The organism is Agromyces sp. LHK192 (assembly GCF_004006235.1).
Taxonomy (GTDB): Bacteria; Actinomycetota; Actinomycetes; order Actinomycetales; family Microbacteriaceae; genus Agromyces.
Map to the genome: position 1 here is coordinate 1,954,177 of NZ_CP034753.1, position 23,444 is coordinate 1,977,620.

General features: G+C 70.8%; 18 protein-coding genes. 13 read left to right on the forward strand and 5 right to left on the reverse strand.

Features of this window, described 5'->3' with window-relative positions; genetic code table 11:
• Positions 1-17: 17 nt before the first annotated feature.
• Positions 18-617 (forward strand): TetR/AcrR family transcriptional regulator, encoded by a 600-nt coding sequence (locus ELQ40_RS08750; protein ID WP_127793339.1) that lies wholly within the window; start codon positions 18-20, stop codon positions 615-617.
• Here ELQ40_RS08750 and ELQ40_RS08755 read toward each other — a convergent pair.
• On the reverse strand, positions 604-1,053 hold the full coding sequence (locus ELQ40_RS08755) for a hypothetical protein (protein ID WP_127793340.1): 450 nt from the start codon (positions 1,051-1,053) through the stop codon (positions 604-606). The genes ELQ40_RS08750 and ELQ40_RS08755 overlap by 14 nt on opposite strands.
• Before the next feature lie 64 nt (positions 1,054-1,117).
• Complete coding sequence (locus ELQ40_RS08760) at positions 1,118-4,129, reverse strand: glycoside hydrolase family 38 C-terminal domain-containing protein (RefSeq protein ID WP_127793341.1); 3,012 nt, start codon at positions 4,127-4,129, stop codon at positions 1,118-1,120.
• A 108-nt stretch (positions 4,130-4,237) separates the two neighbouring features.
• Between ELQ40_RS08760 and ELQ40_RS08765 the strand changes: the two genes are divergently transcribed.
• The 9 genes from ELQ40_RS08765 to ELQ40_RS08805 all read left to right on the forward strand — a co-directional run bounded on the left by ELQ40_RS08765 (position 4,238) and on the right by ELQ40_RS08805 (position 18,652).
• The gene (locus tag ELQ40_RS08765) at positions 4,238-4,903 is read left to right on the forward strand and encodes an alpha/beta hydrolase (RefSeq protein WP_127793342.1); all 666 of its coding nucleotides are present in this window, start codon (positions 4,238-4,240) and stop codon (positions 4,901-4,903) included.
• A 70-nt stretch (positions 4,904-4,973) separates the two neighbouring features.
• On the forward strand, positions 4,974-6,380 hold the full coding sequence (locus ELQ40_RS08770) for an extracellular solute-binding protein (RefSeq protein ID WP_127793343.1): 1,407 nt from the start codon (positions 4,974-4,976) through the stop codon (positions 6,378-6,380).
• Positions 6,381-6,528: 148 nt separating this feature from the next.
• A complete protein-coding gene (locus tag ELQ40_RS08775; RefSeq protein ID WP_240666014.1) occupies positions 6,529-7,416 on the forward strand; it encodes a carbohydrate ABC transporter permease in 888 nt (295 codons plus the stop codon).
• Entirely contained in the window at positions 7,413-8,354 is a 942-nt protein-coding gene (locus tag ELQ40_RS08780; protein ID WP_127793345.1) for a carbohydrate ABC transporter permease, read from the forward strand. Before ELQ40_RS08775 ends, ELQ40_RS08780 begins: the two co-directional genes overlap by 4 nt.
• A 27-nt stretch (positions 8,355-8,381) precedes the next feature.
• Entirely contained in the window at positions 8,382-12,083 is a 3,702-nt protein-coding gene (locus tag ELQ40_RS08785) for a hypothetical protein (RefSeq protein WP_127793346.1), read from the forward strand.
• A 34-nt stretch (positions 12,084-12,117) separates the two neighbouring features.
• A complete protein-coding gene (locus ELQ40_RS08790) occupies positions 12,118-13,506 on the forward strand; it encodes a Gfo/Idh/MocA family protein (RefSeq protein WP_127793347.1) in 1,389 nt (462 codons plus the stop codon).
• Positions 13,506-14,525, forward strand: a complete 1,020-nt coding sequence (locus ELQ40_RS08795; RefSeq protein ID WP_127793348.1) for an acetylxylan esterase — start codon at positions 13,506-13,508, stop codon at positions 14,523-14,525. The genes ELQ40_RS08790 and ELQ40_RS08795 overlap by 1 nt, the downstream gene beginning before the upstream one ends.
• 9 nt (positions 14,526-14,534) lie before the next feature.
• Positions 14,535-15,530 (forward strand): LacI family DNA-binding transcriptional regulator, encoded by a 996-nt coding sequence (locus tag ELQ40_RS08800; RefSeq protein WP_240666015.1) that lies wholly within the window; start codon positions 14,535-14,537, stop codon positions 15,528-15,530.
• A gap of 176 nt (positions 15,531-15,706) precedes the next feature.
• Positions 15,707-18,652 (forward strand): DUF5979 domain-containing protein, encoded by a 2,946-nt coding sequence (locus ELQ40_RS08805; protein ID WP_127793349.1) that lies wholly within the window; start codon positions 15,707-15,709, stop codon positions 18,650-18,652.
• 27 nt (positions 18,653-18,679) lie between these two features.
• Here the strand turns inward: ELQ40_RS08805 and ELQ40_RS08810 are convergent, their stop codons facing one another.
• Positions 18,680-18,949: a hypothetical protein gene (locus tag ELQ40_RS08810; RefSeq protein WP_127793350.1), complete on the reverse strand. Its 270-nt coding sequence runs from the start codon at positions 18,947-18,949 to the stop codon at positions 18,680-18,682.
• A 129-nt stretch (positions 18,950-19,078) separates the two neighbouring features.
• On the opposite strand from ELQ40_RS08810, the gene dinB reads away from it, so the two are divergent.
• The gene (dinB, locus tag ELQ40_RS08815) at positions 19,079-20,275 is read left to right on the forward strand and encodes a DNA polymerase IV (protein ID WP_127795223.1); all 1,197 of its coding nucleotides are present in this window, start codon (positions 19,079-19,081) and stop codon (positions 20,273-20,275) included.
• 48 nt (positions 20,276-20,323) lie between these two features.
• Here dinB and arr read toward each other — a convergent pair whose 3' ends face one another.
• Positions 20,324-20,734 carry an NAD(+)--rifampin ADP-ribosyltransferase gene (gene arr, locus ELQ40_RS08820; protein ID WP_127793351.1) on the reverse strand — a complete coding sequence of 137 codons (411 nt, stop codon included), beginning with the start codon at positions 20,732-20,734 and terminating at the stop codon, positions 20,324-20,326.
• Between the two features lie 54 nt (positions 20,735-20,788).
• On the opposite strand from arr, the gene ELQ40_RS08825 reads away from it, so the two are divergent.
• Together ELQ40_RS08825 and ELQ40_RS08830 are read left to right on the forward strand one after the other, a co-directional pair.
• Positions 20,789-21,280: a MarR family winged helix-turn-helix transcriptional regulator gene (locus tag ELQ40_RS08825; protein WP_127793352.1), complete on the forward strand. Its 492-nt coding sequence runs from the start codon at positions 20,789-20,791 to the stop codon at positions 21,278-21,280.
• Positions 21,277-21,660: a hypothetical protein gene (locus tag ELQ40_RS08830; RefSeq protein ID WP_127793353.1), complete on the forward strand. Its 384-nt coding sequence runs from the start codon at positions 21,277-21,279 to the stop codon at positions 21,658-21,660. Before ELQ40_RS08825 ends, ELQ40_RS08830 begins: the two co-directional genes overlap by 4 nt.
• Before the next feature lie 50 nt (positions 21,661-21,710).
• Here the strand turns inward: ELQ40_RS08830 and ELQ40_RS08835 are convergent, their stop codons facing one another.
• Positions 21,711-23,417, reverse strand: a complete 1,707-nt coding sequence (locus ELQ40_RS08835; RefSeq protein WP_127793354.1) for an AarF/ABC1/UbiB kinase family protein — start codon at positions 23,415-23,417, stop codon at positions 21,711-21,713.
• Positions 23,418-23,444: the final 27 nt, after the last annotated feature.

A 23,444-nucleotide genomic window follows, 5' to 3' on the forward strand; every position in this document is an offset into this window, starting at 1 on the left:
GCGTGTAATCTGAGAGGGTGGCCAGCTCTCCCGATCCGACCCGCCGCAGCGAACGTGCACGAGTCGCCGTGCTCGACGCGGCCCTCGCACTGTGCCGGGAGGCCGGTTTCGCGCAGCTCACGATCGAAGGCATCGCCGAGCGCGCCGGGGTCAGCAAGAAGACGATCTATCGCTGGTGGCCGTCGAAGGGGGCGGTGCTGCTCGACGCGATCTCGGAGCTGGCCGATCGGCAGGCCACGTTCCCCGACACCGGCGACCTCGCACGAGACCTGACGCGTCAGGTGACGGCCGTGGTCGCGATGTACAGCCCCCAGGACGCCTCACCCGTCGCCGCGCTCGTCGCCGAGGGACAACGGGACGCGGCGCTCGGCGACGCGATCCGCGAGCAGGTGGTCGTGCCGAGCATCGCCGCGTTCGACGCACGTCTGCGCGCCGCCCAAGCGTCGGGGGAACTCCCGGGCGACGCCGACCTCGGCGTCGCGCTCGACCTCGTGTACGGTCCGCTCTATCATCGGCTGGCGCTCCGGCTCGGCCTGCCCGACGAGCGTGAGACCCGCTCACGTGTCGACCACGCCCTTGCGGCGCTGCGAGCCGGCCCCGCACTCACGCGCGGGTGAACTCCATGACCCAGTTGCACTCCCAGGTCTCGCCGCCGTCGCGCGAGAACTCCTGCTGCCACCTCGCCGAATCGGGCGTGATGTCCGACCAGGTGAAGTGCGCCCTGATGGGCTCGCCGTCGTGGGTGTCGTCGCCGTAGAAGTCACCGCGCCCGTCAGTGAAACGTCCGACGACGGGCGGGAAGAGTCGGCCGGTGCTGCTGTTCGCCCAGTAGATCGACCACTCGCCGCTCACCTGGTCCTGGAACCGGATGCTCGCGCCGGACCAGCCCTGCGTCGGGCAGTGCATCTCGTCGACGTTGCCGACGCCGTCGAGCAGGGGGCGCGCCCACGAGGTCGCGGGGAACTCGTCCCACTCATCGCTGCGCACGAACAGCTGCCGCAGGCGACGGTTGGTGACGTTCCATTCGCCGTAGAGGAAGTCGAAATCGCTCATGGTGCGATCGTCGGGCGACCCGCCGACATCCGGAGCGACGAGGACGGTACTCGAGCGCGCGAGGTCACCCCTTCCTGCGGTACCGCAGCGTGACGATCTCGAACGGTCGCAGTTCGAGCGGTGCCTCTGTCGAAGTGTCGATCCGGACGCCGGTCGGACGCTCCAGGAGGTCGGTCCGCTCGGCGTCGGCAACCTCGAAACGCGGGGCGACGACGGCGGTGCCACGGCCGCCGAGCGATTCGTAGAGCCGGAGGATGACGTCACCCGAACCGTCGTCGGCGAGCTTCACCGTCTCGGCGACGACCGAGTCGCTCTCGACCGTGAACAGCGGCTCCACGATGCGGCCGCCGGTCACGGAACGTCGCGGCAGGTTGAGCCGGCGGCCGGCGTCGACCGCGTCCCGTACGGATGCACGCGGGCTGATCGAGACGCGCATCGTGTGACTTCCCTGGTCGGCGTGCGGGTCGGGGAACCTGGGCGCGCGCAGGAGTGAGAGGCCGAGGGTCGTGGTCCGTCCGCCGCCGGTCCGAGGCATCCGAGTCGCGTCGTGCCCGTACGTGGAGTCGTTCGCGACGGCGACGCCGTACCCCGGTTCGCCGATGTACGCCCACCGGTGCGCGCAGAACTCGTACCGGGCCGCCTCCCAGGAGGTGTTCTCGTGGGTCGCCCGCTTCACGTATCCGAACTGCGTCTCGGCGAGCACCTCGTCGGCGTGCACGTCGAGGTCCACGTAGAGCTTCAGCAGTTTCTGCTGTTCGTGCCAGTCGAAGTCGAACGCCAGGTCGAGGGCGGATGCGCCGGGCGCGAGCGTGATCCGTTGGACGACGCGCGACCGGGCGAACGAGCGCGTGATCGCGACCTCGACCGACCCGTTCTCCTCGGTCGTGACCTCGAATACGTCGGGCTCGTCGCCGTCGAGCGGCACGGCGCTGCGGCGGTAGTGCGCGTCGATGTCCCAGGCATCCCACTCGGTCGGGGTGTCGCGATGGAGCACCAGCCGGTTGACCGCCCCGCCCGGCGCGACCGCCTCGCGGCCGGTGGCGGCGTCGACGAGCGACACGATCCGGCCGCGCCGGTCGACCACCGCGCGGATCCGGTCGTTCGCGAGTTCGTATCCGCCGTCCTCCAGCGCCGACACGTTCACGGATGCCTCTGGGCGCACGGTGCGCGCGGCATCCGGTCGTTCGGTGATCGCGCCCGTCGTCGCATCGGCGGCGAGGGTCGAATCCCCACGGCCGACGAGGGCCGCGAGGCTCTCGTCGATGATCGACGTCAGCTCGTCTGCGATGGCGGCGTAGTCGCGCTCGGCCTCGCGGTGCACCCAGGCGATCGAACTGCCGGGCAGGATGTCGTGGAACTGCAGCAGGAGCACGCGCTCCCAGGTTCGACGGAGCCGCTCGTGGGGATACGTCGCGCCGACGCGGACGGCGGCCGTCGTCGCCCACAGCTCGGCCTCGTGCAGCAGGTGCTCGCTGCGCCGATTGCCCCGCTTGGTCCGTGCCTGCGACGTGTAGGTGCCCCGGTGCAGCTCCAGGTACATCTCGCCCGACCAGACCGGTGCGTCGGGGTACTCGGCCTCGGCCTCGGCGAAGAACCGGCGCGGCGTTCCGATCTCGACGCGGGGGAGCCCCTCGACGTCGCGCGACCGGTCGGCGGCCGCCAGCATCTCCCGGGTCGGCCCGCCGCCCCCGTCGCCCCAGCCGAAGGGGACGAGCGACACGGTGGCGTCGCCGGCATCCCGGAAGTTCCGCTCGGCGTGGAGCAGTTCGTCGGGTGTCAGCTGCGAGCCGTACGTGTCCGCGGGAGGCAGGTGCGTGAACACGCGCGTGCCGTCGATGCCCTCCCACCAGAACGTGTGGTGGGGGAGGGGATTGACCTGGTTCCACGACATCTTCTGGGTCAGGAACCAGCGGTTGCCGGCTCCCGCGACGATCTGCGGCAGGGCCGCCGAGTAGCCGAACGAGTCCGGGAGCCAGACCTCCTCGGTCTCGACGCCGAACTCCTCGAGGAAGAACCGCTTGCCGGCGGTGAACTGGCGGATCATGGCCTCGCCGCCAGGCATATTGGTGTCGGACTCCACCCACATGCCGCCGACCGGCACGAAGCGCCCGCCGTGCACGCCCGCCCGCACTCGTTCGAACAGCTCGGGTCGGTGCTCCTTCAGCCACGCGTACTGCTGGGCCGACGACGCCGCGAACACGAACTCGGGATGCTCCTCCATGAGGTCGAGCGCATTGGCGAAGGTTCGCGTCACCTTGCGCACGGTCTCGCGAACCGGCCACAGCCAGGCGGAGTCGATGTGCGCGTGTCCGACCGCGACGACGCGATGCGACGAGGCGTTCGCCGGAGCGGCGAGCACGGGTGCGAGGACCTCCCGCGCAGCGGCCGCGGATCCGGCGACGTCGTCGGGATCCACGAGGTCGAGCATCCGCTCGAGCGCGCGGAGCACCCGTGCGCGTCGCGGTGCGTCGTCGGGCAGCTCGCGGGCGAGGCCGGCGAGCAGCCGGACGTCCTGCAGGAGCTCCCACGCCACGCGGTCGCGGAGGACGAGCGCGATCTCGCCGAGCGAGTAGAGGGGGGCGCCGCCGGCGGTCGCCCGGTCTCCCAGGCCGGTCGGCGCGAAGGTGTACTCGCCCGCCACATCGGGATTCGCGGCGCCCTCGACGTACACGACGACCCGGCCGGTCTCGTCCGGGAGCGGAATGTGGTGGCTGCGCGGCGAGACCGCCTTGATGACGGTGCCGTCGGTGCGGTGGGCGAGGCCCTCCACCTGGAACCCGGGCCGGTCGGCGGTGAATCCGAGATCGCACGTGATCTCCACGAGGTCGGGGTCCCATCCGGCGGGCACCTCGCCGGTGAGGCGGAACCAGGTGGTGCTCCACGCAGCACCCCACCTCCAGCCGGGAGCGGTCGGCGTGAACCCCTGAGCCACGGCGGTGGCGAACGGCACCGGTTCATCGGGTACCGACCAGTGCTCGACCTTCAACGGCGAGGATGCCCGGTGCACCGCTGGCTCCAACCGCTCGCGGATGAACCTCTGCAGCCGCGCTTCGACGCGGGTCGGGTCTACGTGCACCGAACTTCCTCCATGTCTGCCAGGACCGACCGCCGCGGCGTCCGGTTGCTCGTCAGCGAGCCTCCGTGCAACCCTAGGCTATCCATAAACCGGTTTCAAAGGTGATTCATGACCACGCACGCGCTCGTGCTCCCCGGCGGGAGCTACCACCACCATGCCGCCCACGAGGCGGAACCCGTCGCCGACTGGCTGGGCGGCCTCGGCGTCACCGCAGAGGTCGTACGGTACCCCTTGGGAACCCCGCATCCGGCGGCGCATCGGGTGATCACCGAGCGCATCGCGCGCGTGCGCGCCGAGGGTGCATCGCGCGTGATCCTGGCCGGGTTCTCGGCCGGCGGCCACGCCGCGGGCCTGGCGGCCCTGCGCCCGCCGACACCGGCCTCGCGAGTGGACGGTGTGCTCCTGGGGTACCCGGTCGTCTCGTTCCTCGAGCATCCGCATCAGCGATCCGGCGAGGTACTGCTCGGCGGCGACGACCGTCCCGCGAACCGAACCGCCCTGTCGCTGGAGACGCTCGTGACGCCCGACGCACCGCCGTTCTTCATCTTCCACTCGTTCGACGACGACAAGGTCCCGGTCGAGCATTCGCTGCTGTTGTCCGGTGCGCTGCGACGTGCGCGGGTGCCCCATGAACTCCACCTCTACCCGTTCGGCGGCCACGGATGCGGCCTCGGCGGCGGCGTCGTGGACTGGACGGCGGCCGCCGATCGATGGCTCGCACCGTGGCGTCCGGTCGCGGTGCGCGGATCGGACTTGACAACATCGGACCGGTGATCCAGAGTGTGAAACCGGTTGTTATGCATCGAACGACGAAGTGCTCGGACTACGAAGGAGTAGAGGCAACATGACACAACACCGTTGGCGCCACGGCGGACTGGTCGGCGGTCTGGCGATCGCCGCACTCGCGATGAGCGGTTGCGCAGCGGGCGGCGGAGGAACGACCCCCGCCACCACCGCCGCAGCAGCCACGTGCGATCCCGACGCGGAGGTCACCATCACGGTCGGCGAACGCCCGACCTCCGACCAGACCGCGAACCTCGAGGCCTGGGAGAACGCCGTGTCGGCGTTCGGGGAGCTCCACCCGAACATCACCATCGAGGACGAGGAGACCAAGTACGACGTCTCGACGTTCCCCGCCCTGCTCGTCGGCGGCACGTTGCCGACCACCCTGCAGGTGCCCTTCACCGACATCCAGTCGCTGATCGAGCGCGGCCAGGCGGCCGACATCACCCCGTACGTCGAGGACGACGAGGTGCTGAGCGCGCTGAACCCGCAGCTCCAGGCCGTCACGCAGGACGCCGACGGACGCACGTACGGCGTGGTCCGGGCGGCGTACACCATGGGCCTCATCTACGACCGGGCACTCTACGAGGAGGCCGGTCTCGATCCCGACGAGCCGCCGGCGACCTGGGACGACGTGCTCGAGGCGGCCGCGACGATCTCGAAGAAGACCGGCAAGACGGGCTTCATCATCCCGACGACGGCGAACACCGGCGGGTGGCTGCTGACGTCGATGGCCTACTCCAACGGCGACCTCGTCGAGGAGACCGAGGGGGACGAGACCACCGTGACGCTCGATACGCCCGGCATGGCCGCCAGCCTCGAGTTCCTCCACGACGTGCGGTGGGAGGAGGACGCCGCCGGCGCGAACTACCTCTACGACAACAACGCGATCCGCGACGACATCGCGGCCGGCGCGATCGGCCAGAGCCTGAACGGCGCGAACCTCTACAACAGTCTCGTGATCGGCCGCGGCATGCCGAAGGAGGACTTCGGACTCGCACCCTTCCCGGTCGGCGACGACCCGGTCGGCGTCCTCGGCGGCGGCAACATCCAGTGGTACAACCCGAAGGCGACGCCCGACCAGGTCTGCGCGGCGCTCGAATGGACGAAGTACTACTTCCTGAACCGGTACGTCGACGAGGAGGCGGCGACGACCTGGGCCGAGGCCCAGGTGGCTGACGACCTCCCGGTCGGGCTGCCCGAGGTCCCGGTCGTCTCCGACGCGCAGTACGAGACGTACCTCGGCTGGATCGAGCCGTACATCAACGTCGCGCGCGAGAACTACACGGCCTACCTCGACAGCCTCGCGACCGCGACGATCGTGCCCGAACCCGCCAAGAAGGCGCAGGAGCTCTACGCGTCGCTCGACCCCGTGGTGCAGGCGGTCCTCACGCGCGAGGACGCCGACATCGAGGAGCTGCTGCAGAACGCGCAGACCCAGGTGCAGGACCTGGTCGACGCCGAATGACGTGGTCGAGGAGCGTGGAACGAATGCGAGCAGTCCGATGACGGCCACCGCGACGCCGACGGCACGGTCGATCAGCCGATCGCCCGGGGGCGAACCCGTAGAGCCGGCCGGCCCCGGTGCCCGGAGGCAGGCCCGCCGACGGGGTCCGGTGCGCGGATTCCTGAACTGGGTCCGCGGCGGGGGGATCGCGACCCTGCTCATGTTCGTCCCGCTCCTCGTCACGTTCGGCTACTTCGCCTGGTGGCCGATCCTCAAGAGCCTGATCCTCGCCTTCCAGCAGACGGACCTGATCACCGAGCCGACCTGGGTCGGGTTCCGCAACTTCGAACGCGTGCTCGCGGACCCGCTGCTGTGGACCGCGACCGGCAACACGCTGTGGTTCGCGGCGCTCGCACTGCTGATCGGGTTCCCGCTGCCCATCCTGATGGCGATGGTGATGGCGGAGCTCAGGCGCACCCGGCAGATCTCGAGCGTGCTCGTCTACCTGCCGGTCATCATCCCGCCGGTCGTGAGCGTCCTGCTCTGGAAGCAGTTCTACGACCCGTCGGGTTCCGGGCTGTTCAACACCGTGCTCGGCTGGTTCGGGATCGCCCCGGTCGGCTGGCTGCAGGACCCGGTGATGGCGATGCCGAGCATCGTGATCCAGGCCACCTGGGCGACCGCCGGCACGGCCACGATCATCTACCTCGCCGCGCTCATGTCGATCCAGGCAGAGCTCTACGACGCGGCCGAGGTCGACGGGGCATCCATCCTGCAGCGCACCTGGCATGTCACGCTGCCGCAGTTGCGGAGTGTCATCCTGCTCATGCTGCTGCTCCAGATCATCGGGACGATGCAGGTCTTCACGGATCCGTTCGTCATGACCGGGGGAGGCCCCGAGAACCGCACGGTGACGCTGCTGATGCTCATCTACAACTACGCGTTCCTCTCCGGCGATTTCGGCAAGGCGACCGCGCTGAGTCTCCTGCTCGCGGTGGTGCTCAGCGTCGTCTCCGCGATCTACCTGCGGCTCACCCGGAAGTGGAGCGAATCATGACCACCGTCACCCGCACGGTACGCACCATCACCAGGAAGGCTCCCGGCCCCTCCGAGGAGTCCGACGACCGGTCCAATGTCTCAGCGCTCGACCGTTCGCGTCGATCCGTCCGGATCATCACGAGGGTGCTCGCGATCGTGTTGATCGCCGCGCTCGTCGTCGTCTCGTTCGGTCCGCTGCTCTGGCTGTTCAAGGCCGCGCTCTCGACGAGCCAGGACATCCTCACGGCGCCGTTCGAGTGGTGGCCCAGCGGCATCCAGTGGCAGAACCTGCCGGATGCGTGGTCGCAGATCCGCATCGGCCAGTACCTCCTCAACACCGTGTGGATGGCGGCGGGCTGCTGGTTCTTCGGACTGCTCGTCGCCCTGACCGGCGGCTACGGCATCTCGGTGCTGCGGCCGAAGTACGCGAAGGCGGTCAACTTCGGCGTGCTCGCGACGCTGTTCATCCCCGGCGTCGTCTCGCTCATCTCGCTCTACGTCACGATCCTCGACGTGCCGTTGGTCGGGGTGAACCTCGTGAACACGTTCTGGGCGGTGTGGCTGCCGACCGCGGCGAGCGCGTTCAACGTGCTGCTCGTCGCACGGTTCTTCGACCGGCTCCCGCGCGACGTGTTCGAGGCCGCGAGGATCGATGGCGCGGGCGTCTTCCGGGTGTTCTGGTCGATCGTGCTGCCGATGTCGCGGCCGGTGATCGGCGTCGTCTCGCTGCTCACCATCGTCGGGTCGTGGAAGGAGTTCCTCTGGCCGCTCCTGGTGCTGCCGTCGCCCGAACTGCAGCCGCTGTCGGTGGGCCTGTACCGGATCAGCGACACCGCCCCCACGAGCCTGATGATGGCCGGCATGTTCATCTCGGTGATCATCCCGATCGCGCTGTTCCTCATCTTCCAGCGACAGTTCCTCCGCAGCGCCGGCCAGGCCGGCGCGATCAAGGGCTGACCCGACCGTCAGCGGATTGCGAACCTCATGACTGCACCCCAGCACCGCAGCGTCGCGCGTGCCATCGCGGCGATCGGCACGATCGCCCTGTCGGCCGGGCTCCTGCTCGCCTCCGGGCCGCCGGCGCACGCCGGAGTCCCCGAGTCGGACTCGTTCGACGGCTGGACCACCACCGTCTCCGGGACGCCTGACTTCGTGGTCACGGCCGACACGGACATCATGCACGACGGCGCGGCGTCTGCTCGCATCGCGTTCTCGTCGGAGTACTCGGCCAGCTATGTCGACCTGCGGCAGAACATCCGTGCGACCGGGGGCACGACGTACGACATGAGCGCTTGGGTCCGCACCGAGGACCTGTCGTCGGCGGGAGCGGCGTACGTGGTGCTCAGCGGCGACCACGCGCAACGCGTCGAATTCCCCGCCGGCACGAACGAATGGACCCGCCTCGAGTGGTCGTACACGCAGCCCGCGGGGAGCATGACCTTCGTCATGCGGTTCCTGGTGCGCGGTGCGGGCACGGTCTGGATCGACGACGTCCGGATGACCGCGCAGAACGGCACCGCGAACCTCGTGGTCAACCCGTCCTTCGAGGAGCACCATCCGCCGCCCGGCACGCTCGCGTTCAGCGACACGTCGCTCGTCTACGAAACGGGTGACGTGCACGTCGGGTTGACGACGATCGCCGACCAGGTCGACTGGGATGTGCGCGCGTCGTCGGGGCAGCGCATCGACTCGGGTACCGAGTCCGTCGACGACGGATCCGCGTCGATCGACCTCTCCGCGCTCCCGGCCGGGTACTACGCCGTCACGATGTCGGTGGATGCCCCGGTCGCCGTCAGCCGCACCGCCACGGTCGCGATCGTGCAACCCTCGACGGCGACGGCGCCGGCCGAGCACCCGGTGGGCGTCGCCGTGCACGTCAACCGCTACACGGTCGACCAGGTGGATTCCCTCATGGACCCGTTGGACGCCGGCATCCTGCGGGAGGGACCCTCGTGGGACACGATCGAGACGTCGCCGGGCGTGTACGAGTTCCCGGCGTTGTTCGATCAGCAGCTCGCGGCGGCGAAGGCACGCGGCGAGCGGCCGCTCGTCATCCTCGCCTACTTCAGCCGCTGGTACGACGGCGGCAAGACCCCGAGCTCACCCGAGGGCATCGCCGCGTTCGCGAACTACGCGGCCGCGGCCGCGGCGCACTACGGCTCCGACGTCGATTACGAGATCTACAACGAGTTCAACCACACCTTCAACAACGGCGCCTGCGGCATGACCGCCGCCTGCTACATGGACCTGCTCGTGCCCGCCGCGGCCGCCATCCACGCGGCCGCGCCCGGCGCCCGCGTCGTCGGGCCCGTGAGCGCCGGCGCGAAGTGGGACTTCATGGAGGACCTGTTCGCACTCGGCGCGCTCGACTCGCTCGACGTCGTCAGCTACCACACCTACGACTTCCCGGTCGCGCCCGAGGGGCGCACGGAGGCGGGCGTCGCGACCCTGCGCGCCCTGATCGACCGGTACGCCCCCGACGCGGACATCCCGATCTGGCTCAGCGAACACGGGTGGACGACCACGACCGGCGGGACGACCGAGCAGCAGCAGGCCGCGTACGTGGTGCGGTCGGCCGCGCTCCTCGAGGCGGCAGGCGTCGATCGCGTCGTCTACTACGAGCTCATCGACTCCGGCGCGAATCCCGCCGAACCCGAGCACAACTTCGGTCTCGCCCGTCGCCCGGCCGACGGTGGGACGGCGCTCACGCCGAAGCCCGCCTATCCGGCGCTGGCGGCGTTCAACCGGCTCACCGCCGGGCGAACGCTCACCGCCCTGCACCGGCTCGACGGCGCGATCGTCGCGGAGTACACCGCGGCACCGGGAGACGTCGTTCGCGTGCTCTGGGCGACGGGGGAGCGCGTCACGCTGTCGGCGGAGACCGGACAGTCGGCACGCATCGTCCGCGGCGACGGCCGCGGGTGGAAGGCCCGGGCGAACGGCCGGGTCGAACTGACCGTCGGCCCGAACCCCGCCTACCTGGTCGGGGCCGTCAGCACGCCGGTCGTCGTCGCGGAACCTGCGACCTCGATCGCCACGCCCGACCGGATCGCTCTCGGCGGCACGCCGGCGGTGCCGGTCAGCGTCGATCGTTCGGTGCTCGGGGTCTCCGGAGACCTCAGTGTGGTCGGCCCGGTCGGCAGCGGCATCCGACTCGGTGGCACGGCGGACCTCGTCGAGGGCGTGATCGACCTCGCCCCGATGCGCGAACTCGGCGAACGACCCGTCGGCTACACGGTCAGGAGCGGCGACGCGGTCGTCGCCTACGTGGACGATGCCGCAGAGGTCGTGGAGAACCCGACCCTGTCGCTCGGGCCGGTCGCCTCCGCCGAGGGCGTCGGCCTCGACTTCGTCGTCGGCAACCTGCCGGGTGGAGGACGATCGACCGTCAGCGACGTGGCGTGGTCGGTCGGCGACACGACGGGCACGCTTGCCGAGGTGGTCGCGGGCCCCGGTGAGACCACGGCCGTCCGCGTCGTCGCGCCGGACCTGGAGGCGTGGCAGCCGCACGACTACTCGGTCACCGCGTCGACCGACGCCGGCGTGCGGTCGTTCCACGGTACGACCGCGATCGCGCCGCTCGCGGAGGAGCCGGCCGCCGCCGACGAGGTCGACTGGCGGGCGCATGGCACCTACGTCGCCATCACCGGCACCCCGGCGACCGAGGCCGACCTCGGCGGAGCATTCGCCCTCTCGTGGAGCGACGCCGGTCTCCGGATCCGGGCCGAGGTCGAGGACCAGGATCACAGGCCGGCGGCCACGGTCGACCGCCTGTGGGCCGGCGACTCGCTGCAGTTCGCCGTCGCCAGGGGGCTGCCCGGGGCCGAACCCGCGTCGCGGGTGGAGCTGGGTGCGTTCCTCGGCACCGATGGTCCCGGCGTCTACAGCTACACCGCGCCGGTCGGGCCTGTCGAGGTCGCGGACGCCGAGGTGGCCCGTGAGGGAACGACCACGAGCTACGACCTCACCGTTCCGTGGGACCTGCTCGGGGTGGACCCGGCCCAGGGCGCGTTCTCCTTCTCCATCCTCGTCAACGACAACGACGCCGGGACCCGGGAGGGATTCCTCGAATGGGGCAGTGGTATCGGGGCGTCCAAGAACTCCGCACTGTTCCTACCCGTCGTCCCCGTCGGCACGGCGACGGCGACCGGGATCCTGGTCGACGGCCGACCCATCCCGGACTTCGACCCGACCTCCACGACCTATGCGATCGCGGCGCTCGCAGGCGGACCGATGCCGACGATCACCGCCGAAGGCGATCCCGACGTGCGATTCGAGATCACCCCGCCGGCTGCGGCACCGGGCACGGCGACCGTCGTCGCCTCCGCACCCGGCCGCGCCGCCACGACGTACACGCTCGCGGTCGATCGCGTGGTCGGGAACGACGCGTCGATCACCGCGGAGGTCCGTGCCGAGTGCGTCGCCGGCGAGCCGCGCCTCACCGTCGCAGTCCGGAACGCCGCCCCCTTCGCAGCCGACCTCCGCGCCACGACCGCGTACGCGGACGAGCGCGCGGCAGGGGTCCCGGCCGGAGCGACACGCGAGTTCGTGCTGCGGGCCCCGAGCGCGTCGATCGCCGCCGGGAACGTCCGCATCGCGGCGTACGTCCCCTACGCGCGCCCGGACAGGCCGGCGTCGTACACGGCCGCCGACCTGCCCGCACCGGCGCTCGACTGCGCGCGGTGACGACCACGATGAACACCCTGGAGAGAGCACCGCGATGACCGAACCGACCCGATACGCCCTCATCGGCACAGGATCCAGGGCGCAGATCTATCTCGGCGCCATGGCCGGCCCGCACGCCGCCGACGCCGAACTCGTCGCCTGGGCCGATCCCAACCCCGGCCGTCTCGACTGGAACGAGCGACGGCTGGCGGAACTCGGCACCCGCGCGCCGCTCCGCTTCGAGGTCGGGGACCTGCGCGAGGCGATCGCTCGGCATCGGATCGACCGCGTGATCGTCACGGCGCCCGACTTCGCGCATGCCGACCTGATCGTCGCCGCCCTGCACGGCGGGGCCGACGTCGTCGTCGAGAAACCGCTGACGACCGACGCCGAGGGGGTCCGCCGCGTCGCAGCGGCGGTCGCCGAGACCGGCCGTGAGGTCACCGTGACGTTCAACTACCGGTATTCGCCACGCAACGCGGCGCTCCGCCAGGTCATCGCCGATGGTGCGATCGGGGAGGTGACCTCCGTCCACTTCGAGTGGCTGCTCGACACCTCGCACGGCGCCGACTACTTCCGGCGCTGGCACCGCGAGAAGGCCAACTCCGGCGGATTGCTCGTGCACAAGTCGTCGCATCACTTCGATCTCGTCAATTGGTGGATCGGCGATGTGCCGCAGCGAGTCTTCGCCAGCGGTGGCCTCCGGTTCTACGGCGCGGCCAACGCGGCGTCCCGCGGGCTCGGCCCCCGCCCGCCGCGGGGGAGCGTCGACGGCGCCCGCGACCCGTTCGGCCTGGACCTGCGCGAACACGACGTGCTGCGGGGGCTGTACTACGAGCAGGAGGCGTACGACGGATACGTGCGCGACCGCGACGTGTTCGACGAGGGCATCGACATCGAGGACAACCTCTCGCTCGTCGTCGACTACGCCAGGGGTGCGAGCATGACCTACGCGCTCAACGCGCACTCACCGTGGGAGGGGTACACGGTCGCGGTGAACGGCACGCTCGGCCGGGCAGAACTCTCCGTCGTGGAACGCGGCGCCGTGCTGCTCGACGACACGGGTCGGCAGGCGGTCGTCGACCCGAGCGCGGATCCCGATGCCGTGCACGACGACACCGGGCGGCCGGTCGGGGAGCGGCTCGTCGTGCAGCGGCAGTTCGGCGCGGCGGTCGAGGTGACGATCCCGCATGTCGCCGGCGGACACGGCGGCGCCGACGATGCGCTGCTGCGCGACGTCTTCCGTGGACCGGGTTCCGATCCGCTCGGGCGTGCCGCGACCTGGCGCGACGGCGTACGTGCCATGGGCGTCGGCGTCGCGGGCAACGCTTCGCTCGCGAGCGGGCTCCCCGTGCGGATGTCCGCCCTGGCGCTCGGAGCCGCGTCGGCGGTGTTCGAACCGCTCGCCGCCTCCGCGCGGGCGACGGCGCAGGCGGCCCGCTGATGGCGCAGTTCGACCTGCCGCTCGCCGAACTTCGGACCTACGCGCCGGAGGTCGCCGAGCCCGCGGACTTCGACGCCTTCTGGACCCGCACCATCGATGAGGCACGCGCGGCGTCGGGTGGGCCGGTGGTCACCGACGTCGATGCGGGGCTCCGTGCGATCGAGGCCCGCGAGCTCGTGTTCCCCGGGTTCGGCGGAGATCCGGTGCGTGCGTGGTACCTCCGGCCGGCCGGCACGACGGGACCGCTGCCGGCGGTGATCGAGTTCCTCGGCTACGGCGGCGGGCGAGGGCTGCCGCACCAGCGCATGACCTGGGCCGCAGCCGGCTACGCGCACGTCGTCATGGACACGCGGGGTCAGCCTGCAGCCGACACGCCCGATCCGCACGGTTCCGGCCCGAGCGTCGCGGGGTTCCTCTCACGTGGGATCGAGGACTCGTTGACCTATTACTACCGACGGGTGTTCACCGACGCGGTGCGGTGCGTCGACGCCGTCCAGGCGCTCGACGGCGTCGACGAGTCGGTGGTCGCCGTCGCGGGCGGGAGCCAGGGCGGGGGCATCGCACTTGCTGCCGCCGGGCTCCACCGCGGCGTCGCGGCGGCGATCGTGGACGTGCCGTTCCTGTGCCACTTCCGTCGCGCGGTCGGCATGACCGGCCGCGACCCGTACCAGGAGGTCGCGCGCTACCTCGCGCTGCACCGAGGACGAGGCGAGCAGGTCTTCGACACCCTGTCGTACTTCGACGGGGTGAACTTCGCCAAGCGGGCGACCGCGCCCGCTCTGTTCTCGGTCGGCCTGCACGATGCGGTCTGCCCGCCGTCGACGGTGTTCGCCGCGTTCAACCGGTATGCAGGAGTCGAGAAGGAGATGACGGTGTACGAGTTCAACGAGCACGAGGGCGGCGGCGCGGAGCATTGGCGCGCTCAGGCCCGGTTCCTCGACCTGCGGATGTCTCCGGTTTCGGTGCGTGCCGGGACGGGCGGGCCCGGCATCCCGCTGCTCGCGGGCGCGGCTCAGTAGGATCGCGGGATGACCACGCAACGAGCGGTGCGGTTGAGCGACGTCGCCGCAGTGGCCGGAGTGTCGAAGGCGACCGCATCCAAGGCGCTCAACGACAGTCCGGTGGTATCCGCGGCGACCAAGGCGAAGGTGCGCGAGGCTGCAGCGCGGCTGGACTTCCGACCCAACGCACTCGCGCTGTCGTTCGCGTCCGGTCGGAGCCGCACGGTCGGCCTCCTGACGCATCGCGCGACGGCCACGTTCTCCCGCGCCGTCGTGATGGGCGCCATCCTCGAGCTCGGCCGACGTGAACGGGCCGTGCTCGTCTTCGACGGGCGCATCCACGCCCATCGCGAGATGACGGAGAGCATCCGCACGCTGCGCGATCGACGGATCGACGGGCTGCTCGTCGTCGGCGCGGGGTTCGGTCGCGTGACCCCGTCGATCACCCACCAGTTCGAGGTGCCGGTCACCTACGCGTTCGCCGCATCCGACAGCCCTGACGACTCCGTCTTCGTGCCCGACAACGAACAGGCCGGATACCTCGCCGGCCGGCATCTCGTCGAGAGCGGCCGCCGACGGATCGCCTACGTCACCGCCGACGCTGCCGACCTGGCCGTGCAGCGGCGCGAGGCCGGGTTCCGTCGCGCGCTCGAGGAGGCGGGTCTCGAGCCCGCCGCGACGTTGTACGGGAGCTGGCGCCAGGAGTGGGGGGCCGAGGCCGTCGACCTGCTGGTCGAGTCGGGGCGGGCGTTCGACGCCGTCTTCTGCGGCAACGACCACATCGGCTTCGGCGTGCTCGATGCCCTCGCTGCCCTCGGGCGCGTCGTGCCCGACGATGTCGCAGTCGTCGGGGTCGACAACTGGGAGGAGATCATCGTCGACCAGAACCCTCGCCGGCTCACCACGATCGACCTGGACCTCACCGGGGTCGGGCGGGTCGCCGCCGACAACATCATCGATCCGACGCCGTTCGGCGGCGAGCGGTTCGTGACGCCGAACCTGGTGCTCGGGCCGTCGAGCTGAGACGGGTTCGGTCGCGATCCGAGAGCGTCGGTCGCGCGACCGGAACCGCCGACCCGGGTGAGTGCTGGACGAAGTCTCGCGCGTCGTGATTGGCTTGACGACGACGCACGCCGGGTGATCGGCGGACGCGGGTCAGCAGGGCGGTCGGGGGACGCGTGGGGCGACGGGCGAGTTCGGTGATCGGTGCGATCGGTGCTGCGCTCCTGGCCGCGGGAATGATCGCGGTCGGTATCGTGACGCCGTCGAGCGCCGTCGACGTGACGAGGCCGGTGACCTCGGTCCTGCCATCGGGCCTGTCCGCCGTCAACCCGTTCACCCTCGCCGGCGGATTCACGGTGTACGCCAAACAGGACGCGAGCCTCGGCAACTCGGAGTTCGAAGGCAGCATCGCCGTCGGCGGTCAGCTCCGGCTCACGCAGAGCTCGACCTACCAGTTCGCGCACGTCATCGCGGGAACCGGCGGCTACGTGCTGCCGACGATCGACGGCGATCCGACCCGTGTCCTCATCGGCTCCTACGATCCCGACCCGGTCGACAACCTCGGCCGCGTCCAGATCACGAGCGCCGGAGCCACGCAGCCCTCCCAGATCGGCGACCTGAAGATCGTGGATCGCGGCGGTCCCTTCGTCTCGTTCACCCGGGCATCGTGGCTGAGATACGCCCTGTCGACGGGCAGCGATTCGCCGCCGCTCATCGACGCGGAGAACCAGGTGTATCCCGACGACGCCGCGCCGCCGACGACGTCGGACGGTGACGGAAGCATCTACACCTACCAAACGGGACTCGACACCTCGTCGGTGGTGGCCGACTACGTCGAGGCCAACCGCCAGGCCGACGAGGACGAGATCGACCAGTGCCTCATCGATGTGGTCGATCCCGACAACCTCATCGGGTACCCGGTGGAGATCGTCGAGGACGCCGGCGATCGGATCGTGCTCGGCACCCTGTCGCCGGATCAGCCCAACGTGCTTCAGTACGCCGACATCGCCGGCGCCCGGTTGCTGCAGTTCTCGGACGGGGTGCCGGGCCCGTTGAACCCGCTCGTCATCCACGTCGAACCCGGCACGACGTCGATCTTCCCCCCGGCGATCGATCCCGAGGGGACCTACTCGCCGTACGTGATCTGGGACCTCTCGCAGGTCACCGGACCGGTCGACATCAGCACCGATGGCCGCGGCGACGGTTCGATCTACGCGCCGAACGCGGACCTCAGCATCCGCGCGCAGCCGTGGGACGGCCAGGTGATCGCGAACTCGGTGACCATCGCCGGCGGCGAGGTCCACTCCTACCTGTTCGCCGGCGCGCTGCCGTGCGACGCGCCGGTCGACGAGGGGACGTTCTCGGTGTCGAAGGCGCTGTCGGGCGTGAGCCCCGACCAACTGGCGCCAGGCACCGTCTTCGAGGTCGGATACCTCGCGTTCCTCCCCGATGGCACTCTGGTCGACGGCGTCCTCTCGGTGCCGGCAGACGGGAGCACCGTCTCACCGGAGGGGATGTTCCCCTTCGGAACCCGCGTGGTCGTGTTCGAGCTGCCGCCTTCCGACGACGTGCTTCCGCCGGAACTGGCCTGGTCGGATGTCACGTGGGACGGCGACACCACGTTCGTCATCGACGCCACGCATCCGTCCGTCGCCCTGGTCGTGACCGACACCGCCGCACCCATCCCGGCCGGATTCAGCGTGACCAAGCTCCTCACCGGCTCCGGAGCCGGGGTCGTCCCAGCGGGCGCGGAGTTCGGACTCGAGTACGCGGTGAACGGCGGAACCCCGACTTCGATCGTCGTGACTCCGGGTGACCCGGCCGTCGTCGACGACCTCGTCGCCGGCGACGTCGTCACCATCTCCGAGGTCACGTTCCCCGTCCTCGACGGCATCACCTGGGGAACCCCCACCTGGACGGTCGACGGGCAGCCCGCGGTCCCGGACGAGAACGGCGACATCACGTTCACGCTCGTCGGCGGCGAGACCATCGCCCTCGAGCTCACGAACACGGCCGACGCGGTCGGTTGGATCTCGGGATCGAAGACGGTCATCGGCGACGGCATCGACGCGATCCCCGACGGCTTCGAGTATCCGATCATCTACACGCTCGACGGTGGCCCGGAGACGACCACGACGATTCCCGCGGACGAGGTGATCACGTTCGGCCCGGTGGCGGCCGGTACCGTCGTCACCGTTCGCGAGGGGGACCTGCCCGACATCCCGGGCGTCCAGTGGGGAACGCCCGGCTGGACGGTGGACGGCGTCCCGGTGCTTCCCGATGCCGAGGGCAACGTGACGTTCGTGGTGCAACCGGGCGGCACGGTCGCCCTCGCGCTGACGAACACCGCGAACGGCTTCGGCTCGGTGCAGTTCCTCAAGACCGTGACGGGGTCGGCATCCGGCCTCGTTCCGATCGATACGGTGTTCCCCATCGAGTACCGCGTGTCGAACGGCCCGGTGACCGCGGGTTCCGTGACGGCCGGCGTGCCGGTGGTGGTCGACGACCTGCCCTCCGGCGTGACCGTGTTCCTCCGAGAGGCGGCGCCTCCCGACATCCCCGGCGTCTCGTGGGGGACTCCGACGTGGACCATCGACGGTCAGCCGGTGGCACCCGACGTCGACGGGTGGGTGTCGTTCGTCTCGACGGTGGGTACGACCGTCGAACTGACCCTCGAGAACGACGCCGAGCCCGCCCCGGGCGGGTTCGCGGTGACCAAGACCGTGACCGGCGACGGTGGTGCGTCCGTGCCCGCGGACACGCCGTTCACGGTCACCTACCGGGTCGACGAGGGCGAAGCCCAGGAACTGATCGTGCGGCCCGGGCAGACGGTGACCGTCGACGGACTGCCGATCGGCGCGGTCGTCACGTTCGAGGAGGTCTCACCGCCGCGGGTGCCCGGCGTGACGTGGGGCGATCCCACCTGGCTGATCGACGGCGCGCCCGTGAGCGATCCGACGATCACGATCGGGTCCGGCCGCACGGCCGCCGTCGAACTGCGGAACACGGCGGATGCCCCCGATGTGCTACCGGCCGCAGGTTTCGACGCTGCGGCACCCCTCGCCGCCGCGACCGTCGCCCTGCTGCTCGGATGCCTCGTGCTCGCAGCCCTGCGGACCGTCGAGCGACGCAGGCGCGCGTAGTCGCAAGGCGTCACACCCGCGGAATCGTCACCAGATGACGCCGCCGCCGACGGAGATGCCGCCCCAGGTGAGCGCGATGAAGATGGCGGCGAACACGACGGGTGCGATGCCCGTTCCACTGCGGGAGAGTCCCTTCAGGAGCGCGATCACGCCGAGCACGGCGGCGACGATCGACAGGCCTCCGCCGAGGATGAGGCCGATGAACAGCGGGATCGGCATGAGGAGGAGGCCTGCGAGCGCGACCCAGAAGGCGGCCCAGGCGGTCGGGTTCGAACGTGATGCGGTGGCGTCGGTCATGCGAACGATCCTCGCAGAGTCGCGGCCGCATCGGCGACCGTGCTCCGGACGGTGTGCGATGGGGAGCACCCGATGTCGCAGGCAGGTGCGACGATCCCGCTGTCGGACGGAGATGCTCGGGAGGTGCGGATGCGCGGCGAGGCCACGGTGCTGCACGCCGATCTCGACGCGTTCTACGCCTCGGTCGAGCAGCGCGACGCGCCGGCACTGCGAGGACGCCCGGTCATCGTGGGCGGCGGTGTCGTCCTCGCCGCGAGCTACGAGGCGAAGGCGCGCGGCGTGCGGACCGCGATGGGCGGTCGGCAGGCGCGCGAGCTGTGTCCGGACGCCGTGGTCGTGCCGCCGCGAATGGAGGTCTACTCGGCAGCCAGCAAGGCCGTGTTCGCCGTCTTCCGTGACACGACGCCGTTCGTCGAGGGCATCTCCATCGACGAGGCGTTCCTGGAGGTCGGCGGCCTCCGTCGCATCGCGGGGAGTCCGGAGCAGATCGCGGCACGGTTGCGCGAGCGCGTGCGCGCCGAGGTCGGCCTGGCGATCTCGGTCGGGGTCGCGCGGACCAAGTTCCTCGCGAAGGTCGCCAGCGCGGTGAGCAAGCCCGACGGGCTCCTCGTCGTCGAACCCGAGCGGGAGGAGGCGTTCCTGCTCCCGCTGCCCGTGGAGCGGCTGTGGGGCGTCGGTGCGGCGACGGCCGAGAAGCTGCACGGCCTCGGCATCCGGACCGTCGGCGAGCTGGCCGAGCTCGAGGCCGCGACCGCCGAACGACTGCTGGGGCGCGCGGCGGGTGCGCACCTGCACGCCCTCGCCCGGCTGCGGGATCCGCGCCCGGTCGACACGACTCGCCGGCGCGGATCCATCGGTTCGCAGCGGGCACTCGGCAACCGCCCGCGCACCGCTGAGGAGATCGACGTCATCCTCACCCAGATCGTCGACCGCCTCGCGCGTCGATTGCGGGACCGCGACCGGGTCTGCCGGTCCGTCGTGCTCCGCCTCCGGTTCGGCGATTACACGCGGGCCACCCGCTCGCGGACGCTCCGTGCTCCGACGGACCGCACGGCCGTGCTCCTCCTCGTCGCACAGGGCCTGCTCGCGGCGGCGATGTCCGTGATCGAGGAGCGCGGTGTCACGCTGATCGGCATCTCACTGTCGCACCTCGGCGAGGTCGACGGCACGCAGCCGGAGCTGCCGATCGACTGGGGCGACGGCGAGCGGCTCGACGGCGTGCTCGATGCCGTGCGAGACCGGTTCGGCGCCACGTCCGTCGCACGGGCGGTGCAGCTCGGCCGCGATCAGGGCTGGTCGGCACCGTTGCTGCCCGAGCACGAGTGACGGATGTCGCGAGCGCTGCGGCGCGGCCGGCTCCGGGCGCCTCCCGCGTCAGTTGATGATCTCGCCCCGTGGCTCGGCGCGCAGCACTGCGAGCCGCTCGCGCCACTCCTGCAGCGCCTCCGACGTCAGCCGGGTCCAGTCGTCGACCTCCTCGAGGATCCGGAGCGGTTCGGTGCTCCGGAACGACCGCGTCGGGTTCCCGGGGAACTTCTTGTCGGTCACGTTCGGGTCGTCCTCGAAGGGCCCGGTCGGTTCGACCCGGTACACGCGTGGGATGCCGTCGCCGATGGCGAGTTCGGCCGCGAGGCCCGCGCCGTCGCGGAGCGCCGTGAAGTAGATGTGGTTCATCACGACCTCGGGCCGGTAGTTCGACCGGAAGCCCGCGGTCAACAGGTCGCCGACCTGCAGGGCGGCCTTGGTGCCGTGGTAGAACGGGCCGTCGTCGAGCGCATCGGTCATCGCCTCAGGCTACGCCGCAACGGGAGCTTGACGCAGCGGGAGACGAGGTGTTAAGTGCTTAACACTATGGATGCCGCGGCCCCGCAATCACGTCCGTTCGCCCTGACCCTGCATCGCGCGACGGCTCTCGTCGACCGTGTGGCCGACGTGTACCTCCGACCTGCCCACGGCATCGGCGTCGCCGACTTCGCCGCGCTGATCACCATCGACGCGTTCGCCCCGGCGCGGCAGAGCAGCATCGCCCGGGGGATGGGGGTCTCGCGCGCGGCGGTGACGCAACGACTCGCCGAGCTCGTCGGCAAGGGGCTGGTGCAGGTCTCGCCGGACCCGTCGAACGCGCGCGCCAACCTGGTGTCGCTGACCGGATCCGGATCACGGCTGCTGGCTTCGGCCTGGGCCGGGCTCGACGCATCCGACGACGGTCTCGAGGACTCGATCGACCTCGCGCTCCTGCAGCAGCAGCTCGAGACGCTGATCGCCAATGCCGAACGGCACCTCGCGGCGCGCGCCGAGGCATCCGACGGTAGCGCGGGAGGCCGGCGATGACCGCGCTCATCGCGGCGACGGTCGCGACCCTGGTGCTCGCGGCGATCGGCGTGGTGCAGGTGCTCGTCGCGGCGGGCCGACCGTACGGGCGGTTCGTCTGGGGCGGCCAGCACCGGGTCCTGCCGCGCGGGCTGCGCATCGGCAGCGCCCTCGCCGTCCTGCTCTACGCGGCGATCGCCGCACTCCTGTTCTGGCGGGCCGGCGCCTTCGGCGCGCCGACGACGTTCGCGATCGTCGCGACCTGGATCGTGTTCGGATACTTCGTCTTCGGCACGTTGCTCAACGCGATCTCGCGCAGCCGCGCCGAACGCGCGGTCATGACGCCGGCGTGCGCGGTCTTGAGCGTGTGCACGCTGATCGTCGCGCTCGCGCCGGCCTGACCCGCGACGGCCTCGCGCGATCGCCCGCGCACGTCCGGTCCGCCGGAGTCCTACGCGCCGCGATCGGATCGTCGCGTGACGAATCCGGCGAACAGGGCGTGGAGGAGTGCCGGAATCGACGCGACCATGAGCACGATGCCGAGCACCGGCAGTTCGTCCCGCAGCACCGCCCCGGAGATCAGCAACGCGGCGAAGACCACCACGGCGATCAGCCGCCGCGCGAGCCGCTCGAGACTCCGGATGCGCCGGTCGAGGCGCGGGGCGTCCACTGCGACCGTGCCGTCCTCGAACGCCGACACGAGCCGGTCGAGCCGGCCGGGAAGCCGTACGACGGTGCCGGCGATCGAGACGGCCTCCTTCGCGAAGGCCTGGGCCGCGTTGCCCCGCTCGTCGCGCAGCAGCTTCGCGGCATAGGGCTCGACGGCGTCCCAGATGTTGAACGCCGGGTTCAGCGAGCTGCACAGCCCCGACGTCAACGACACCGCCCGGATGATCAGGAGGAAGTTCTCGGGAAGCTGGAACGGCAACGACCGCACGAGGTCTCCGAAGCGCACGGCGAAGTCGCGGAACTCGTCGGGATCGACCTGCGCCAGCTCGGCGAACCCCATGCCGCCGAACCGCGCGAACAGCTCGGTCATCGCCCGCTCGAGCTGCGCGGTGTCCGCCGAGGGCAGGAGGAACCCGACCTCCTGGATGCTGTCGACCAGCTGCCGGCCGTTGCGCGACGCGACGGCGATCACGAGCCGGCGCAGGCTGTCGCGCAGGTGCTCGGGGACCTCGCCCATCATGCCGAAGTCGACGAACGTGAGCGCCCACGCCGGGTCCTCGTCGGTGCCGGCAGCGTCCGGCCGCGGCGTGACGAAGATGTTCCCGGGGTGCGGGTCGGCGTGGAAGAACCCGTGGTCGAACAGTTGGTCGAACATCACGCGGGCGAAGACCGGCGCGACCGACGACGGATCGATCCCGGCCGCTCGGAGGGCGGCCAGGTCGTTCGCCTTGATCGCCGTCACGTCTGCGAGCGTGAGCACCCGCCGAGTGGTCCGCTCCCAGGCGACCGCCGGAGCGCCCACGCGCGGGTCGCCGGCGAACGCTGCCGCGAAGCGCTCGGCGCTCGCAGCCTCGTGCAGGTAGTCGATCTCATCGCGGCTCGTGGCGGCGAACTCCTCGATGAGACGCGGCAGGTCGACGTGGTCCGCGACCAGGCGCACCCGGTTCAGCCATCCGGCGACCTTCCGCAGCGCCGCGAGGTCGACCGTCACGATCTCGTCGATGCCCGGTCGCTGCACCTTGACGACCACGTCGGTGAACCCGGCCTGCGCGGCGTCGTCGGCCGACAGGCGCGCACGATGCGCCTGGCCGAGGGATGCCGCGGCGACCGGCACCGGATCGAACGACGCGTACGCGCGATCGAGCGGCACGCCGAGTTCCGCCTCGGCGAGCGCGCGGATCGCGGCGAACTCGACCGGCGGCACCTCGTCCTGGAGGCCTTCGAGTTCCTTCGTGATCTCCGGCGGCAGCACGTCGAGCCTCGACGACATGAACTGGCCGACCTTGATCATCAGGCCGCCCAGCGACACGGCGAGCCCGTGGAACTCGCGCGCGATCCGTCGCATCCGCGCCGCGCGTCCGCGGGCGGCGACGCCGGCGAGCCCGAGACGGGGCAGGAGGAGTTCGAACCACCACGCCTGCGCCATGTACCGCAGGGCGAACCGCAGGATGCGCCGGTAGCGCGCACGTGAGGCGCGGACGTCGGTCATCGGGCCTCCTGCTCGCCGACGGTCGCG